An 18,133-nucleotide genomic window follows, 5' to 3' on the forward strand; every position below is an offset into this window, starting at 1 on the left:
TCAGCTCCGCGGGGCGCGCGGCGGCGCGGTGGTCTCGGCCAGGTGTGCCCGGTTGGTCCGCAGACGGTCCTCCGTGCTGCCGGAGGCCGCCTTGCGCAGGTGGAAGAGGCGGCGTGCGATCCAGCCGCGCCGCAGCGGCTCCGCCAGGTCGGGGTCGGGGGTGTTCGCCGCGGAGTCGTCGGGGTGCGTCTCCTCGACCACGAAGCGGTTGTGCGCGAAGACCTCGGCCCAGGTGGCGGCGGTGGGGACGCTGATCCCGGCGCCGGGGTCGACCAGGTCACCGCTGAGCGTGCACAGGTAGTCGGCCAGGAGGAGTCGGCCGCCGTCCACGACGGCCGCGTCGAGCCGGGCGAGGAGCGCCTGCTTGTCCTGCACGCGGTAGCCGGCGTCGATGCCGTACGCCAGGTCGTACTGGCCGAGGAAGGGGTCCAGCGGCCCGCTCCGGTGGAACAGCCCGACCCGGCCGTCGAGACCGCGCCGGCCGATGTCCCGCTGGGCCCGGTCGGCGAGCTCCTTGTCGCACGTCGCGCCGTGCACGATGAGCGCGGGGTGCTCGACGGCGAGCCCGACGAGCGAGGCGGCGTCCCGGCAGCCGAAGTCGAGCACGGCGCCGAGGTCTTCCAGACCGGCGGAGGCGAGGAGGGGGTGGTCGGTGAGGGGGGTCGGGGCGGGGGCGGGGGGCGTCGCCGCAGGGTCCGGCCCGGGGGCGGGGGCCTGGGCGGGGGTGGAGTCAGGGGCCGGGGCCGTCGCCGCGGGCTCCGGTTCGTGGACGGAGATCGGGGCTGGGGTCGTCGCCGCAGGCTCGGCCGATGGCGGCGCGGGTGCGAAGGCGGGGGCGAAGGCCGGTGCGGAGGCGGAGGCGGGTGCCGACGCGGGTGCGGGTGCCGAGGTGGGTGTTGGTGCCGAGGTGGGTGCCGGCTCGGCCACCGCCTGTGCCTGGGCCGTCGCTTCGGCCGTCACCCCGGCCACGGCCTCAGCCGTCACCCCGGCCACGGCCCCGGCCGTCGCCCCGGTCGCGGCCTCACCCGTCGGCTTGGGCCGGTTGCCGCCCTTACTCCCGGCCGTCAGGCGACGGCGCAGATACGCCGCCAGGGGTCCCGGTGCCGGGTGGTCGAAGACGAGGGTCACGGGCAGGCGCAGGCCCGTCACGCGGTTGAGGCGGTTGCGCAGTTCCACCGCGGTCAGGGAGTCCAGGCCCAGTTCGACGAAGCCGGTGTCGGGGCCGATGGTGGCCGGGTCGGTCACCAGGACCGAGCCGACCATCTCGCACACCAGCTGGAGGAGCAGCGTGAGCTGTTCGTCGGGGGCGAGACCGGCGAGCCCGTCGACGCCCCTGTCCGGCCGGTCGGCGGTGACCGCGGCCGTCCGCGGCGCGTCCCGCAGCAGGGCGCGGTGGAGCGGGTGGCCCTCCCCTGACTCCGCCTGCGCGCGCAGCGCCGCGAGGTCGAGCCGCATGGGGACCTGGAGGGGTTCGTCCGCGCCCCGGGCCAGGTCGAACAGGGCGAGACCATCCGCGGAGGGCAGGGGCAGCAGCCCGCCGCGGGCCATCCTGCCCGTGTCACCCTCGCTCAGGTGCTTCGTGAGGCCCGTGGCCTGCTCCCAGTACCCCCAGGCCAGTGAGGTGCCCGGCAGCCCCGTCGCCCTGCGGTGCTGGGCGAGGGCGTCCAGGAACGAGCTGGCGGCCGCGTAGTTGGACTGCCCGGGGTTGCCGAGGACGCCGGCCGCGCCGGAGAACATCACGAACTCGGCGAGGTCGCTCTCCCGGGTCAGCTCGTGGAGGTTCAGGGCACCTTCGGCCTTGGGCCGCAGGACCCGGGTGAGCCGCTGGGGGGTCAGCGCGTCGAAGACCCCGTCGTCGAGGTCCCCCGCGGTGTGCACGACGGTGCCGAGCGGATGCTCGGCGGGGATGGCGGCGAGCACCTCCGCGAGCCGCTGCCGGTCGGCGACGTCGCAGGCCACGACGGACACCTGCGCGCCCTCGGCCCGGAGTTCGGCGGCCAGCTCGGCCGCTCCGGGCGCGTCGGGGCCGCGCCGGCCGAGCAGCAGCAGGTGCCGGGCGCCGCGCTCGGTCACCAGGTGCCGGGCGAGCATGCCGCCCAGGGTGCCCGTACCGCCGGTGATCAGGACGGTGCGGGCGGGGTCCGGGCGGCGCGGCACGGTCAGCACGATCTTGCCGACGTGCCGGGCCTGACTCATGAACCGGAAGGCCTCGGGCGCCCGCCGCAGATCCCAGGCGCGCCGGGGCAGGTGGGTCAGGACGCCCCGTTCGAAGAGGCCGACGATCTCGGCGAGGATCTCCCCGATGCGGCGCGGCCCGGCGTCGACGATGTCGAACGCCCGGTAGCGCACGGCGAAGTGCTCGGTCGCGACCTGTGCCGCGTCCCGGATGTCGGTCTTGCCCATCTCCACGAACCGCCCGCCGCGCGGCAGCAGCCGCAGTGAGGCGTCGACGAACTCGCGGGCGAGCGAGTCGAGTACGACGTCCACGCCCCGCCCTCCGGTGACGGTGCGGAAGTGTTCCTCGAAGCCGAGGTCGCGCGAGGAGGCGAGGTGGTCCTCGGGTACGCCGAGGGCGCGTACGGCGTCCCACTTGCCCTCGCTCGCGGTGGCGAAGACCTCCGCGCCCAGATGGCGGGCGAGCTGCACGGCGGCCATGCCGACGCCGCCCGCGGCGGCGTGCACGAGCACCGACTCGCCGGAGCTGAGGCCCCCCATGTCGACCAGGCCGTAGTAGGCGGTGGCGAACGCCACGGGGACGGCCGCGGCCTGTTCGTAGGACCAGCCGTCGGGCATCGTCACGACCGTGTGCGCGTCGGCCACGCAGACCGGGCCGAGGCCGCTGGGGAAGAGACCCATCACGCGGTCGCCGACGGCGAGGTGACGCACGTCGGCGCCCACGTCGAGGACGATTCCGGCGCCCTCCGCGCCGAGCGTCAGCTCGCCGGGGTACATGCCGAGCGCGCCGAGCACGTCACGGAAGTTGAGGCCGGCCGCGCGCACCTCGATCCGCACCTGGCCGGGGCCGAGCGGGGCGTCGGCCGCGGGCCAGGGCAGCAGGGCGAGGTTCTCCAACGTGCCGGCGCCGCTGGTGTCCAGGCGCCACGCGGTGCCGTCGCCCGGCGGTACGAGCGTGCCGTCCGAGCCGAGCGGGACGAGGCGGGGCACCAGGGCCCGGCCCGCGCGCAGGGCGAGCTGGGACTCACCGGCGGCGACGGCCGACGCGACCGCGGCGGGCAGCGCGGCGGCGGACGTCTCGTCACCGTCCACGTCGACCAGGAGCAGCCGCTCGGGGTTCTCCGCCTGGGCGGCCCGCAGCAGGCCCCACACCGGGGCGTGTGCCAGGTCCTCGACGTCCTCGCCGACGTGGGTGGAGACGGCACGCCGGGTCGCGACGACGAGGCGTCCCGTGGCCCGGCTCTCGTCGTTCAGCCAGGTCCGCACGAGGTCGAGGGCGCGCGCGGTGGCGGCCGTCATCCCGGCCGCGAGGTCGGCCGCCGGTCCGGCGCCCAGGGAGAGCAGCGAGTTCTCCGCCTCGTCCGCCACGTCGACGCCCGCGTCCCGCAGGGCCTCGCGGAGCCCGAGGTCGTCCGGTCCCGCCACGGCCAAGGCGCCGTCGGCGGCGTCGGCCGGCGTGAGCGGCGTCCACTCTAGGCGGAGCAGTTCGTCGGGCAGGGCGGCGGCTCGTACGGGCTGGGGCTCGGGAGAGGCACCGTTGAACGGGCGCAGCACCAGCGAGTCCAGTACGGCGAGCGGCCTGCCCGCGGTGTCGGCGACCGCGGCCGAGACCGCGTCGGTACCGGCGCCGGTGAGCCGCACCCGTACCGAGGCCGCGCCGCCCGCGAACAACCGCATGCCGGTCCAGGAGAAGGGCAGCAGGCCGCCGCCGTCCCGGACGAAGCCGCCGAAGCCCATGGCGTGCAGGGCGGAGTCGAGCAGCGCGGGGTGCAGGCCGTAGCGGGCCGCGTCGGGGGCGTCGTCGAGCGTGGCTTCGGCGAAGACCTCGTCGCCGCGCCGCCAGACCGCGCGCAGCCCGCGGAACGCGGGCCCGTAGGCGTACCCGGCGTCGGCCATCACCTGGTAGTAGTCGTCCACCGGCATCGGCTCGGCGCCGGCCGGCGGCCACGCCTGACCCGCGAATCCCGCCTCGGTGTCGTCCGAGGTTCCGGCCTCGGTGTCGTCCGCGGCGAGCAGTCCGGCGGCGTGCCGCGTCCATGGCTGCTGCTGTGCCGCCCCGTCGTCGGTGCGAGGCCGCGAGTGCACCTCCACGTGCCGGCCGCCCGTGGCGTCGGGCGCCCCCACCACGAGCTGGAGACGGACGCCGCCCGGTTCCTGTTCCGTGAGGGTGAGCGGGGCCTCGAGGGTGAGTTCCTCAAGGCGCCCGCAGTCCAGCGTCCGGCCGGCGTGCAGCGCCATCTCGACGAAGCCGGTACCGGGGAAGAGCACCGTGCCGGAGACCGCGTGGTCCGCGATCCACGGGTGCGTGGTGAGCGACACCTCTCCGCTGAACACGGTGCTGCCGTCGGCCAGTTGGACGCGGGAGGTGACGAAGGGGTGTTCGGCGTCGGCGGCGGGGGCGGGGGTGTGCTCCTGGGCGGCGGGGGCGGGCTCGTCGACCCAGCAGATCCTGTGCTCGAACGGATACGTCGGCAGCCCCGGCACCCGTACGGGCTTGCCGCCCCCGTTTGCGGCCGCGTCGCCGTCCGTGTCCGCGCCTGCGTCCGCGTGGAGTGCGGCCCAGTCGACGACCGCGCCGCGCACCCACAGGTCCGCCACCCGGGCGAGGTCCCGTTCGCGCAGGGCGGCGTCGAGCCCGGACGCGTCCACCCGGGCGGCCGTGGCCGAGAACACCGCATCGCCGGGGCGGCCCCGGCGCCACCGGGTCAGGTGCCCGCGCAGTTCCTCGGCGCCGGAGGCGATGACGGCGACACGATGGGTCAGGTCCGTGCGGCCGACCTGGAGGGTGTACGCGATGTCGGCCAGGGCGGCCGCTGGCCGCTGCCCGAGGAAGTCGAGCCAGAGGTCGGCGTAGGCGTCGAGGCGTTCCCGCGTGTGTGCCGAGAGGACGAACAGGACGGGACCGCGCCCGGCGGGCCGGGGGCGGCGGGCCGGTTCGGGAGCCTCTTCCAGGACGACGTGCGCGTTGGTGCCGCCCCCGCCGAGGCCGGTGATCCCGGCGCGGCGCGGTACGGGGACCCCGTCGACCGTGACCTGCTCCCAGGGCACGGGGGTGCCGGACAGTTCGAAGGGGAGCCGGTCGATGTCGATGGCCGGGTTGTACTCGTCGGGCAGCCGGGTCGGCGGCAGCGTGCGGTGCCGCAGCGCGAGGACGACCTTGAAGAGCTGCGCCATGCCGGCGGACGCCTCACCGTGGCCGATGTTGGGCTTCAGCGAGCCGATGCGGTACGGCCCGCGCGCGTCCTGCCGGTCCTCGAAGACCTGGGTGAGGGAGGTCATCTCGACGGCGTCGCCGATCTCGGAGCCGTTCGCCGTGGCCTCCACGTAGGCGACGGTGCGCGGGTCCACGCGGGCGTCGCGCAGCGCCGCACGGATCACCTCGGCCTGCCGCTGGGAGCTGGGGCTGGTGAAACCGATGGTGCGGCCGTTGTGGTTGACGGCGCTGCCGCGGATGACCGCGTGCACCGGGTCGCCGTCGCGCAGCGCCTGGCGGAGCGGCTTGAGCAGCACCACGCCGACGCCCTCGCCGGGGACGATCCCGGCGGCCTGGGCGCCGAAGGACGCGCAGTCGTCCCGGTCGGACAGCAGCCCCACCGTGGCGAGTTCGACGTACGTGGACGGGTGCAGGTAGAGGTTCACCGCCCCGGCGAGCGCCAGGTCGCAGCGGCCGGAGCGGAGGCTCTCGACCGCCTCGTGCAGGGCCACGTGGGCCGAGGAGCAGGCGGTGTCCACGGCCTTGCTGGGGCCGCCGAGGTCGAACTGGAACGAGACCCTGTTGACCATGTCGCCGAACGACGTGCGGGGCATCTCCAGGCGCCCCTCGGCGCCGAGCTGCGTGAAGCCGTGCTTGGCGCCGCCCGCGAAGACGCCGATGCGGCCACGGACGTCGGCGGGGAGTTTCGACGGGGCATGGCCCGCGTCCTCCAGGGCCTTCCAGCACTCCTGGAGGAAGAGGCGCACCTGTGGGTCGGTGTTGCGGGCCTCCTGCTCGGTGAAGCCGAACAGAGCGGGGTCGAACGCGTCGAACCCGTCGAGGAAGGCGCCCCACTTGGAGTGGCTCTTGCGCACCACGTCGGCGCCCTCAGGCCGCGGGTCGTAGTGCTCGCGCCAGTCCCAGCGGCGCCCGGGTATCTCGGTGACGGCGCTCCTGCCCTCCATGAGCAGCTGCCAGAAGCTGTCCCGGTCGGGGGCGTCGGGGAAGGTGCCGCTCATGCCGATCACGGCGATGGCACCGTCGAAGTCGTCGAGGCCGAGATCGACGGCCGTCGCGGCGTCGGTGCCGGTGTCGGTGTCGGTGTCGGTGTCGGTGTCGGTGTCGGTGTCGGTGTCGGTGTCGGTGTCGGTGTCGGCGGCAGCGTCGGCGTGGGCGTCGGCGTCCTCCGCCGGGGCAGCGGCGGTGACCTCCTCGCACTCGACCGGCGCGGGCGCGGGCGCGTCGGCTTCGCCCGAGCCGGAAGCCGATACGGGCCCGGTCCCGCTCGCCGCTTCCGCGGGCGCCGACTCCCCGCTCCACCCCAGGAACGCCCTGCAAGCGTCCGGGAACCGCTCGACGAGGTGCCCGGCAACGCCCTCGACCTTGGCGAACTCGAAGAACAGGGTGCGGGAGGCGGCCGGGAACGCCTCGCTCAGGAGCTGGTTCAGGCGGGTGCGGGTGACGGAGTCGATGCCGTAGCGGTCGAGCTGCTCGCCCGGGTCGATCTCGCCGTCGCCCTCCGTGCCGCCCAGCAACTCCGTGGCCATCAGGGCGATCCGCTGCTCCACCGCCTCCGCCAGCCGCTCGGGACGCCACTCCGTCCGCCCGGCGGGCACCGGCTCCTCCACCGGCGCCGCCGCGACAGCCACCGGAGCGGCCACGGACACGGCAGCGGGCGCAGGAGCGGGACGGGGAGCGGGAACCACCGGGGTCACGGGAATGCCGTGGCGGGTCTCGGCGAAGGGGTAACCGGGCAGGGAGATCCTCGTCGGCGTGCCGTTCCGATGCAGTACGGCCCAGTCCACGGCGCCGCCGCGCACCCACAGTTCGGCGGCGCGGGTCAGCTTGCCGCGTTCGAGCCACTTGCCCACGGCCTCGCGCAGCTCGTCGTCGGCGAACAACCGGGCGACGTCGGAACGCCCGTCGCCCTCGCCCAGCCAGCAGTTGTCGGGCAGTTCGGCGCCCTCGGCCAGCGCGCGCAGGGCGGTGACGAGTTCGTCCAGGTCCCGTACGACGAGCGCCGCCCGCGACGCCAGTTCCGCGCGTCCGAGCTGCAAGGTGCGCGCCACATCGGCCAGTGAGGGCGGCGTGCCCTCGGGGCGGTCGTCCCGGGCGGTGTGCCGGCCCGTGTCGACCAGGCGCGCCAGTTCGGCCGCCGTGCTGCCCTCGTGCAGGGCGTCGCCGTCGATGTGGCCGCCGAACGCGGCGTCCAGTGCCTCGCCGATGCGGCCGAACTGCTCGGGCCGCACCCCGTAGGAGTCGAGGGGCTCTTCCGGGTCGATCTCCTCGGCGGCCACGCCCAGGACGTCGGCCACCACGGCGCACACCCGCGCCGGCTCCACCGCACGCGGGGCGGACGGACCGGCGACGGCAACGGCGGAGGTGGTGGCGTCCGCAAGGTACTCGGCGAGGTTCTCCGCGTACGCGCGCAGCCGCTCGGGTGTACGCGCCGACAACGGCACGACCTGCGGCGACATGTCCTCGCCAGGCCCCTGCCCCGCGACGGGCGCGGGCACGTACTGCTCGACGACGACATGCGCGTTGGTCCCGCTGTGGCCGAAGGAGTTCACCGCGGCCATCAGCGGGAGGCCGCCGGGGCGCTGCCACGGGCCGGCCGCCGCGTCGGCGACGAACGCGGAGTCCGCGAGGTCGATCAGCGGGTTGAGGTCACGCAGCGTCGGCATGCCGACCAGTCGCCCGTACCGCATCGAGAGCAGGACCTTGATCATGCCGACGACCCCGGCGGGGGCGCCCGTGTGGCCGATGTGCGCCTTGGCGCTGCCGAGGGCGGCGAACCCGCGCTCACCGGTGAGCCGCCGGAACGCCCGTACCAGCGCGTTGGCCTCCACCGGATCGCCGAGCGCGGTGCCGGTGCCGTGCGCCTCGACGTATCCGACGCGCTCCGCGGGGATGCCGAAGCGGCGGTACACGTCGAGGACCAGTTCCTCCTGGGCGGCGCCGTTCGGGGCCGTGATGCCGTTGCTCGCGCCGTCCTGGTTCATGCCGGTGGCCCGGATGACCCCGTGGACGTGGTCGCCGTCGGCCACCGCGTCGGAGAGCCGCTTCAGTACGAGGACGGCCACCGCCTCGGAGTAGACGGTGCCGTTGGCGTCGGCGTCGAAGGTGCGGCACTCGCCGCTCGGTGACATCGCGCCGCTCTCGACGAGCAGGTCGAGGCCGCGCGCGTCCAGACCCGCGTTCACGCCGCCGGCCAGCGCCAGGGACGACTCGCCCGACCGCAGGCTCTGGCAGGCCAGGTGCACGGCGGCCAGGGAGGAGGAGCAGGCCGTGTTGACCACGAGGGCGGCGCCGCGCAGGTCGAGGAAGTACGAGAGTCGGGAGGCCACCAGGGCGTCGGAGGCGCCGGTGAACGACTCGTGCGGGTAGCCGGTCGGCTCGGCGCCGATGAACAGGCCCGTACGGGAGCCGGCGAGGGACGTCGGGTCGATCGCGGCGTCCTCCAGAGCGTGCCAGCTCTCCTGGAGCAGCAGCCGCTGGTTGTGGCTCATCAGATCGGCCTCGTGCGCCCGGATGCCGAAGAACTCCGCGTCGAAGTGGTCGCGTTCGGCGAGGGCGCCGCCCCAGCGGTAGCCCGCCGGGTCGTCGGGGGCGAGGTAGTGGTCGGGCAGCTCGCCGTAGCCGACGCGGCCCTCGGTGAGGTTGCGCCAGAACGCGCGTACGTCCGACGCTCCCGGGAACTGCCCGGCCATGCCGACCACGGCGATGTCCAGCATCCGCGAACGGTCGGGGCGGTCGGTCGCGTCGGCCGTGGCCTCCGGCGCCCGGCCCCGCTCCTGGTGCCGGTCCCGGTCCCGGTCCTGGGCCTCGCCCTGGTCCTGGCGGCGCGCGTCGAGGAGACCGCGTGCCTGCTCCGCGCCGACCGCGCCCTTGACGTATCCGTCGAGGATGTCGCGGAAGTTAGCGCTGCTCATCGTTGCTCCCTCGTGGCCAGCTCTGCGTCGAGCAGGTCGAGCACTTCCGCGGCGGACAGCTCTCCTGCCGCGAACCGTGCCTCCAACTTCACGATCAGGTCGTCCGGCGCGGTCGCCGGCGGTTCCGGTGTCGCTGATGGTGCCGGTGGTTCCTGGGGCGCCGGTGGTTCCTGGGGTGCCGGGGCCAGCAGGTCGTTCAGGTGGTCGGCCAGCCGCTCCACGGAGGAGAACTCGTACAGGGCTGCCGCGTTGATCTCGATGCCCAGTTCCTCGGCGATGGCCGCGACGAAGGTGGATCCGGTGATCGAGTCGACCCCGAGGTCGGCGAAGGCCGTCGAGGGCGACAGGTCCTCCTTCGGCACCCGCAGCGTCCTCGCGAGGCGTGCCACGAGCAGGCCCCGCAGCTCCGGGCGCCGGTCGCGGGCGGCGGGAGCGCTCGGTCGCCGCCCGACGGCGGCCCCGCTTCGCTCCGCACCCCGAGCCGCGGCCGGCGCCGGGGCCCGCATCCCGATGACCTGCCGGTGGCGGCCCGCCCGCAGCAGCCGCACCGCCGTGTCGAAGCAGGCGGCCCCCTCGTCGTCGTCCAGGAAGCCGAGCGTCGGATAGTCCCGCGCGGCCTCGCCGAACGAGGCGCGCCAGGCTCCCCAGTTGACGATGCCGACCGGGAAGCCGGCGCCCGGGGCGACGGCCCTGGCGAAGGCGTCGGCCGAGGTGATGCCGGCCGCGTAGGCGGCGTGAGTGCCCGCGCCGCCGAAGGAGAAGGCCTGGGCCGAGGAGAAGTAGCAGAGGAAGTCGAGCGGTTCGTCCGCCACGGCCTCGTACACGTTCCGCGCGCCCGCCGCCTTGATCTCGTAGTGGGCGCGGAACTCCGCCTCGCCGAGGTCCGCGAGGGCGCCCGGCGCCCCGGTGATGCGGGTGGCGCCCGCGAACAGCACGCCGTGGATCTCGCCGAGCAGCCCCTTGGCCTCGGTGATCGCCCGTCGTGCCTGGCGCGGGTCGGTGACGTCGCCCTGCACGTAGCCGACGCGGTCGCCGTAGAGCGCCTCGCGCACCGCGGGGTCGCTCTGCGGGCGGCGTCCGACGCAGACCACCTTGGCGTCGTAGCGGTCGATGAGGTGGCGGCTGACGACGCGTCCGACGAAGCCGCTGCCGCCGACCACCACGTAGGTGCCGCCGGGCCGGATGCCGGGCAGTCCCGGTGCGGCGGCCTCGGCCGGGGGCACCGGCCCGGTCTGCTGCCGGTGGCGCCGCCCGCCGCGCAGTGCCACCAGGTCGGCGGCGGGGGAGGCGGGTTCGCCGGCCACCAGGGTGGCCACCGCGGCACGGCCCTCGGGCGTGCGCAGGTCGGCGCCGGCCACGTCGAGGTTGCGTACGGCGAAGCGGCCGGAGTCACGCGCCACGAAGTAGGCGAGACCGGCCAGGCCCGCGCCGTGCGCGGCGCTCGGCTCACCGGCGACCGACTGGGTGTCCTGGGTGACGACGCAGAGGTCCGTGCGTGCGCCGTCGAGCCGCTGGACGGCCTTGACCAGCCGCAGCAGGGCGAGTTCGGGCCCGGCCGAGGGGCCGCCGGCGCCCTGGCCGGGGCCGCTGACGAGGAGGACCCGGTCTGGTGCCGTCCCCGTCAGGGCGAAGGGGTCGTCGAGCGGCTGCTCGGTCACCTCGATGGCGCCGCCGCGCCGGTAGTGCGCGGCCAGTGCCCCCGCGAGCCCGGTCCCAGGATCGTCGGCGGCGATCAGGACCCTGCGGGGCGCGGGCCCCGCGGCGGGAGCGACGGGCGCCTCCGTCCAGCGCACCACGCTCAGCAGCCCGTTCGGCGGCACGACGGGCGCCTCGACGGGTGCCTCCACGGTCCGGGCGTCGGCGGCGGCCCCGCCCGTCGGAACCCAGTGCCACTCCCCCGCGAACGGATACGTCGGCAGCGCCACCCGGCGCGGCCGGTCCTCGCCGTAGCGGGCGTTCCAGTCCACCGTGGCACCGTCCGCCCACCGTCGCGCGACCTCGTGCGGTTCACCGTCGCCGAGCACCGGACGCACCCCGTGATTTGCGAATTCGCCGAGCTGGCGGGCCAGTTCGTCCGTGGAACGCACCACGAAGACGGCGCGCACGGGCCACTCGGCCCGGCCGACCTGGAGGGTGTACGCGATGTCGCGCAGCGGGTGACCGGCCGGGTCACCGGTGAGCGCGTCCCGCAGCCGCGCGGCGAGCTGCCGCAACTGCTCCTCGGTGCGTGCCGACAGCGGTACGGGGACGGGTCCTTCGGGGGTGCGGGACGGCACGGCGTCGGCGAGGGACACGTACTCCTCGAGGACGATGTGCGCACCCGCTCCGGTGGCCCCGAAGGAGCTGAGGCCCGCGCGGCGCGGCCCTTCGGGCGGCGCGGGCCACGCCTCGGTGGCGCGCTGGAGCCTGAAGGGTGTCTCGTCGAGGCCGAGCAACGGGTTCACGGTGTCCGCGTGCAGGGAGGGCACCAGGGTGCGGTGGTGCAGCTGCAGCACTGCCTTGGTGAGGCCCGCGACACCGGCGGCGGACTCCGCGTGCCCGATGTTGGACTTGACCGAGCCGAGGGCGCAGAAACCGCGGTCCTGGGTGTGCCGGCCGAAGGCGGTGGTCAGGCCGCGGATCTCGATGGGGTCGCCCAGGGAGGTGCCGGTGCCGTGCGCCTCCAGGTAGCCGATGGAGCGGGCGTCGACGCCCGCCGCGTCGAACGCCGCGGAGATGACGGCGGCCTGCCCGACGGGGCTCGGCACGCTGAACCCGCTCACGGAGCCGACGTGGTTGACGGCGGTCCCGGCGATGACGGCGTAGATGTGGTCGCCGTCGGCCTCGGCGGCGGCGAGCGGTTTGATGACGACCGCGCCGACGCCCTCGGCGGACACGTAGCCGTCCCCGCCCTCGCCGAAGGAGCGGCAGCGGCCGTCGGAGGAGTGCATGCCGACGGCGCCGTAGGTGCGGTACTTGCCGGGGTGCAGGGAGAGGTTGACGCCGCCCGCGAGGGCGACCTCGCATTCGCCGCGACGCAGTGACTCCACGGCGAGGTGCACCGCGGTGAGGGAGGACGAGCACAGGGTGTCCACCGTCATGCTCGGGCCGTGGAAGTCGCAGACGAAGGAGACGCGGTTGGCGATCTGCCCCTGGTTGAGGCTGAGCGGCACGGGTGCGTCCGCCTCGGCGGCGACCAGCGTGTAGTCCTTGTGCATGGCGCCGGCGAACACGCCGACCGCGCGCCGCCGGTCGGGGCCCTTGGGCTCGGCGAGTCCGGCGGGGGTGTAACCGGAGTCCTCGATCGCCTCCCAGCAGGTGCGCAGGAACCAGCGTTCCTGCGGGTCGGTGATCTCCGCCTCGGGGCGGGAGATCCTGAAGAAGTCGGCGTCGAAGCGGCCTACGTCGTCGAGGAAGCCGCCCCAGCGCGAGCCGTCCCCCTCCCCCGGCGTCCAGCGCCGCGCGGGCACCTCGCGGACGCTGTCCCTGCCGTCCTTGAGGTTCGTCCAGAACGCGGCGAGGTCTTCCGCGCCGGGGTAGTGCCCGGCCATGCCGATGATCGCGAAGCGCTCGGGGCCGGCGGCAGGCAGGCGGCGCCGCCTGAGGCGGGGGCGCTCCAGCGGCTCGCGGCGCCCGGTCCCCGTCGCCTCCCGGCCGGCCAGGACGGCGTGGGCGTTGGTGCCGCCGTCGGCGAAGCTGGAGACGGCGGCGACGAGCGGGGCGTCGGGCCAGGGGACGAGCGTGCGCTCGAAGCGCAGGGGCGTCGCGGCGAGGTCGAAGTGCTCCAGGGGCTGCTGCCCGCTGAGGAAGGGCACGATGGCGCGGTTGCGGAGCATCAGGACGGTCTTGATGACCCCGGCGATGCCCTCCGCGCACTGCGGGTGGCCGATGTTGGGCTTGACCGAGCCGAGCGAGCAGGGCGTGTCGGAACCGTCGCGGTAGACGGCCGCGATGGCCTTCAGCTCGATCAGGTCCGGGATCTGGGAGCCCGCCGCGTTGGTCTCGATGTACGTGACGTCGTCGGCGGCGACCCCGGACTTCGCGAGGGCGCGGGCCATGACGCCGCGCTGGGCGCCCGGGTTGGGGGTGGCGGGGCCCGCGGTCCTGCCGTCGTTGTTGACGGCCACCGCCTTGAGCACCGCGTGCACGCGGTCGCCGGCCGCCTCGGCCGCGGCGAGCGGCTTGAGCAGGAGGACGCCGACGCCCTCGGCGGGCGTGAAGCCGTGGGCCCGCCGGTCGAAGACGTGGAACTCCGTGCCGGTGTTGAGCAGCCCCCGCCGGTCGAACAGCCGGTGGCCGCCGGCGTCGGGCAGCAGCGTGATGCCGGCGACCACGGCGGCCTCGATGTCGCCGGAGCGCAGCGCCTGGGCGGCGTGGTGCAGGGCCACGAGCGCGGAGGAGCAGGCGGTGTCCACCACCGTGCTGGGGCCGCGCAGGTCGAAGTGGTGCGACAGGTTGGCGGCCAGGTAGTTCTGGCCGACGGCGACCACGGGGTTGCGGCTGCGGGCGAGGGTGGCCTCGTCCGGGGCGTGCCGGGTGCGCCCGCCCACGTACACGCCGATGTCGCGGCCCTTCAGCTCGTCGGGGGCGTAGCCCGCGTCGCAGAGCGCGAACAGCGTCTCTTCGAGGAGTAGCAGCGCCTGCGGGTCCATGGCGGCGGCATCGGCGTCGGAGAGGTGGAAGTGGCCGGGGTCGAACCCGTCGAGGTCGAGCAGGCCCGCGGTGTACCCGGTCGCGCTCCCCCAGCGCCCCGCGGGCACGGGGGCGATCGCCGAACGGCCCTCGCTGAGCAGCCGCCAGTAGGCGTCGAGGTCGGGGGCGCCGGGGAAGCGGCCGGACATGCCGACCACGGCGATGTCGTACGGGGTGTCGGCGGACGCCCGGTGGTTCTCCGCGGGCACGGTGACGGTGACCGGGGAGCGGTCCTGGGCGGCCGCGGGTGTCGTGCCGCCGAAGGCCGCGGGTGCCGGGTCGACGGCGGCCTCGGGTTCCGTGTCGCCGAAGGTCGCGGCGAGGGCCTGCCCGTGGTGGGCGGTGAGCCAGCCGACGAAGGACTCCACGGTGGGGTGGTCCACGAGGACCGAGGGGTCGAGGTCGACGTCCAGTTCGGCGCCGACCTTGCGCAGGATCTGGACCATCATGATCGAGTCGGTGCCGTAGTCGGAGATCGGCACGTCGGCGGCGAGGCGGGCCCGGTCGAAGCCGAGTTCGTCGGCCAGCAGGCCGATCAGCCACGCCTCGGCCTGCTCGGCGGCGGCGTCCGTACCACCGGCCGTGTGCGCCGTGCCGTGCGCGATGGACACGGCCGCGGGGGCCGGTGTCTTGGCCGCGCGGACCCGCAGTTCCCGCGGCGTCCACTCCGGGGCGACGATCGCGGGCAGGACGACGGGGCCGGCCCCGGTGGACAGCACGTGGTCGAGCAGCCGCAGCCCCTGCGCCTCGGAGAGTTCGCCGAGACCGGTGGCCCGGTAGCCGGGTCCGGGGCGTTCACCGCCCATGCCGACGCCCCGCCAGCTCGGCCAGGCCACGCTCACCACGGGCAGCCCGTGGGGCGCGCGGCGGGCGACGGCGTCCAGGTGGGCGTTGGCCATCGCGTAGTCGCTCTGTCCCACGGCCGCGGCGGGGACCATCGAGGCGACCGAGGAGAACAGCACGCAGAACCGCAGCGGGTCACCGGCCAGCGCGTCGAGAAGGGCGTCGACTCCGGCCGTCTTGGGGGCGAGCACCGCGCGCACGGCCTCGACCGGCTTGCGTACGAAGGCGAGGTTGTCCCGGTCCACGAGTCCGGCGGCGTGCAGCACCCCGCCGATCGGTCCGAACTCCGCGCGGATCTCGTCCAAGGCGGTGCGGACGGCGTTCGCGTCCTCGCCCAGCGGCAGCGAGAGGACCTTCAGGCGGACCCCGTCGCGCTCCAGGGCGCGCAGCCCGTCGAGCTTGCGGCCGAGCGCGGTGTCCGTGCCGTGCCGTTCCCACTCCGCTCGCGGCGGCAGCTGCTCGCGCCCGGCGAGGACGAGGGTCCTCGCGCCCCACTCCGCGACCGCGTGCCCGGCGAGGGCGAGGCCGATGCCGCGGGTGCCGCCGGTGATGAGCAGTGGCTCGTGCGCGGGGAAGCCGACCGGGGCGCCCATGGCGGCGGGCAGCGCTTCGAGGACGGCCCGCTGCCGGGTTCCCCGGCGGTAGGTGACCTCGGTGTCGTCGCCGCCTTCGGCCAGTTCGCGCGCCACGAGGTCCGCCAGGTCCGCGTCCGCGGGGTCGGCCTCCAGGTAGCGGGAGCGGACGCGCCCGTACTCGCTCTGCAGCATCCGGTACAGCCCGGCGCGGGCGTCGCCCCGGCCGACGCCGAGCAGCAGCGCCTCGCGTCCGGCCATGCGCTGGAGCACCGGCAGCCAGTCGTCGAGGCCGAGCCCGCCGAGGTCGACCAGCGCGTCGAAGCGGTCGTGCACGTCGGCCGCGGAGGCGATCAGGCGGGCGCCGGGCAGGGCGTCGGCGAGCCGGGCGGCGTGCGGCCCCGCCCCGAGGACGGCCACGGCGGTCGGCGTGCGGCCCGCGAGGGCCGGAGCGGGCTCCCACCGCCGTACGAGCAGCCGCGTGCCCTCGGGCGGTGCCACCTCGCCCCGGCCGCGCTGGGCGACGAAGACCTCGCCGAAGGCGTCCGGTTCGGCGACCGGCCGCCACACCTCGCCGTAGCCGGTGTCGCGCAGCACCTCCTGCCAGCGGGGTGCGGAGAGGAGCGGTGCGCCGGGGAGCCGTACGTCCTCGTCGTCGTAGAGCCACCAGCCGTCGAGGAGGCCGAAGGTGAGGGTGAGGACGGCGGACTTGCGGGTGACCTCGTTGACGACGAGGACGCCGCCGGGGCGCAGGGCCGCCGCGAGGTTGCGCAGGACGGCGCGGATGTCGCGGGTGGCGTGGAGCACGTTGGTCGCCACGATGACGTCGCAGTCGCCGCCGGTGAGCCGTTCGCCGGCGCCGGGCGCGGTGACGTCCCAACGGCCGTAGCGCAGATGGTCCCTGCCGGGTCCGAAGCGGCGTTCGGCCTGGTCGAGGAAGGCCGGGGAGAGGTCGGTGTACCAGTACTCCACGTGGTCGGCGTACGGGTCGAGGCGGGGCAGGACGGCGGCGGTGGTGCCTCCGGTGCCCGCGCCGACCTCGGCGACGCGGACGGTGGCCGAGGGGTCCCGCGCGAGGCGTTCGCGCACCGCCGTGGCGGTGACCTCGGCCACCACGTCGTTGAGCCGGTCGGCGACGGCGTTGCCCTGGTAGACCGCGGTGAGCCTGGCCATGGAGCCGCCGGGGAAGAGCACGTCGGTCGCGGGCAGCGCGCCGGACAGGATCTCGGGGAGGCGTTCCACGCACTCCTGGACGAGGGAGAGCTGTGCGTCCCAGTAGGGGTCGGTCGCGAAGCGCTCGCGCACGGCCGTCCACGCGGTGTCGTGTGCCGGGGGCCGTTCCTCGGCGAGTTCCAGGACGTCGCCGTGCCGTCGCGTCAGACCGGTGGCGGTCAGCAGCCGGGCGGCCTCGTCGAGCCAGCGCCGGTACTTGTCGACGACGCCGAGGTGCCGCGCGATCCCGTCCACGGACTCGGTGCGGGCGTCGGTGAAGAGCCCGGTCGCGCACAGGCGGAGCAGCACCTGGCGGGCGATCAGGCGGTCGAGTTCCTGGGCCGGGAGGGCGGCGGGCGCGGGTGCGGGCGGGATGACGGCGTCCTGCCGGACCCGGGCGAGGCCGGTGCCGGTGCCGGTCTCGGGGCTTGTGCCGGTCTCTGGGCCTGTACCGGCCTCCGCGCCTGTGCCGGGTCCGGTGTCGGCGGCCGTGCTCCGGGCGGCGGGTCCGACGGGGTTCCCGGCGGCGTCCCCGAAGGCGTCGGGGAAGCGTGCCGCGAGGTGGGCGGCCAGGTCGCGCACGGTGGTGTACTCGAAGAGCAGCGTGGGTTCCAGATCCTGCCCCACCACCTCCCGCACGGCCTCGACCAGGCCGAGCACCTGCGCGGACTCCAGCCCGAGTTCGTAGTAGCCGGCGGTCACGGGCACCGACCGCGCGTCCGTGCCGAGGCGTTCGGCGAGCAGCCGCCGCAGGAAGTCCTCGACGTGGCCCGCGCCGGGCGCGGCGGCCGGGGCGGGAGCGGCGGGCCGGGCCGGGGTGGACGCCCCTGACACGGCCTTGCTGGACAGCTCGGTCAACTCCGCCACCTGTCGCCCCTGGGGGTCGAAGAAGTCCACGGAGAACCGGGCGACCTCGCCCCTGCGGCTCACCGAGGCACGCCGCACCCGCGCCGTGCAGGCCCCGGTCAGCGGCCCCGCCGTGCGGAAGGAGCCGATGTGCAGCGGCAGGAACGCCTGGCCGTCGGTGTCGAGCAGCGATCCGGCCGCGACCGCGCCGGCCAGCAGCAGGGCGGGGTGGATCAGGAAGTCGCCGCCGGGAGCCCGCAGTTCCGCGGTCAACCGCTCCTGATCGGCGCGGACGGTGCCCTCGGCGCGCGCGGCACCGCTGTAGTGCTGGCCGTTGCCGCTGTCCCTGTCGTAGGTCTCGGCGAGCGGGGTCGGTGTGCCGAGCGGATGGCCGTCGAGCCGGTCGCGGAAGGCGGGGGCGTCGGTGAGGACCACCTCGGCGGTGGCGTAGGGCTCGCCGTCGGCCACCGTGACCTGCCAGCGGCCCTCGCCGGCCGGGGCGCAGCGGATCTCGGCCGTCACGGGCCCGTCGGTCACGTCGAGCGGGCGCAGCGCGGTGAGGTCGCGCACCGTCAGCCGTTCCACGGCGTACCCGTGGTCGCGGAGGACCTTGGCGATGAGGTCGGGGTAGGCGAGGGCGGGCAGCAGCGCGCGGCTCTGGACGCGGTGTCCGGCGATGACCGGCGTCT

Annotated in this window: 2 protein-coding genes (1 of these 2 running past the window's edge); both read right to left on the reverse strand. The window is 75.4% G+C overall.

Annotated elements, in window-relative coordinates; genetic code table 11:
- Positions 1-9,300 carry an SDR family NAD(P)-dependent oxidoreductase gene (locus ACZ5GP_RS00365; protein WP_468748612.1) on the reverse strand — a complete coding sequence of 3,100 codons (9,300 nt, stop codon included), beginning with the start codon at positions 9,298-9,300 and terminating at the stop codon, positions 1-3.
- Positions 9,297-18,133, reverse strand: partial view of an amino acid adenylation domain-containing protein gene (locus ACZ5GP_RS00370; protein WP_468748613.1) — the end only. Its footprint extends 14,389 nt past the window's final position; 8,837 of the gene's 23,226 nt are visible here — the last part of the coding sequence; its start codon lies off the right edge, out of view; it ends in the stop codon at positions 9,297-9,299. The genes ACZ5GP_RS00365 and ACZ5GP_RS00370 overlap by 4 nt, the downstream gene beginning before the upstream one ends.

It is taken from the genome of Streptomyces sp. NPDC031466 (assembly GCF_055581265.1).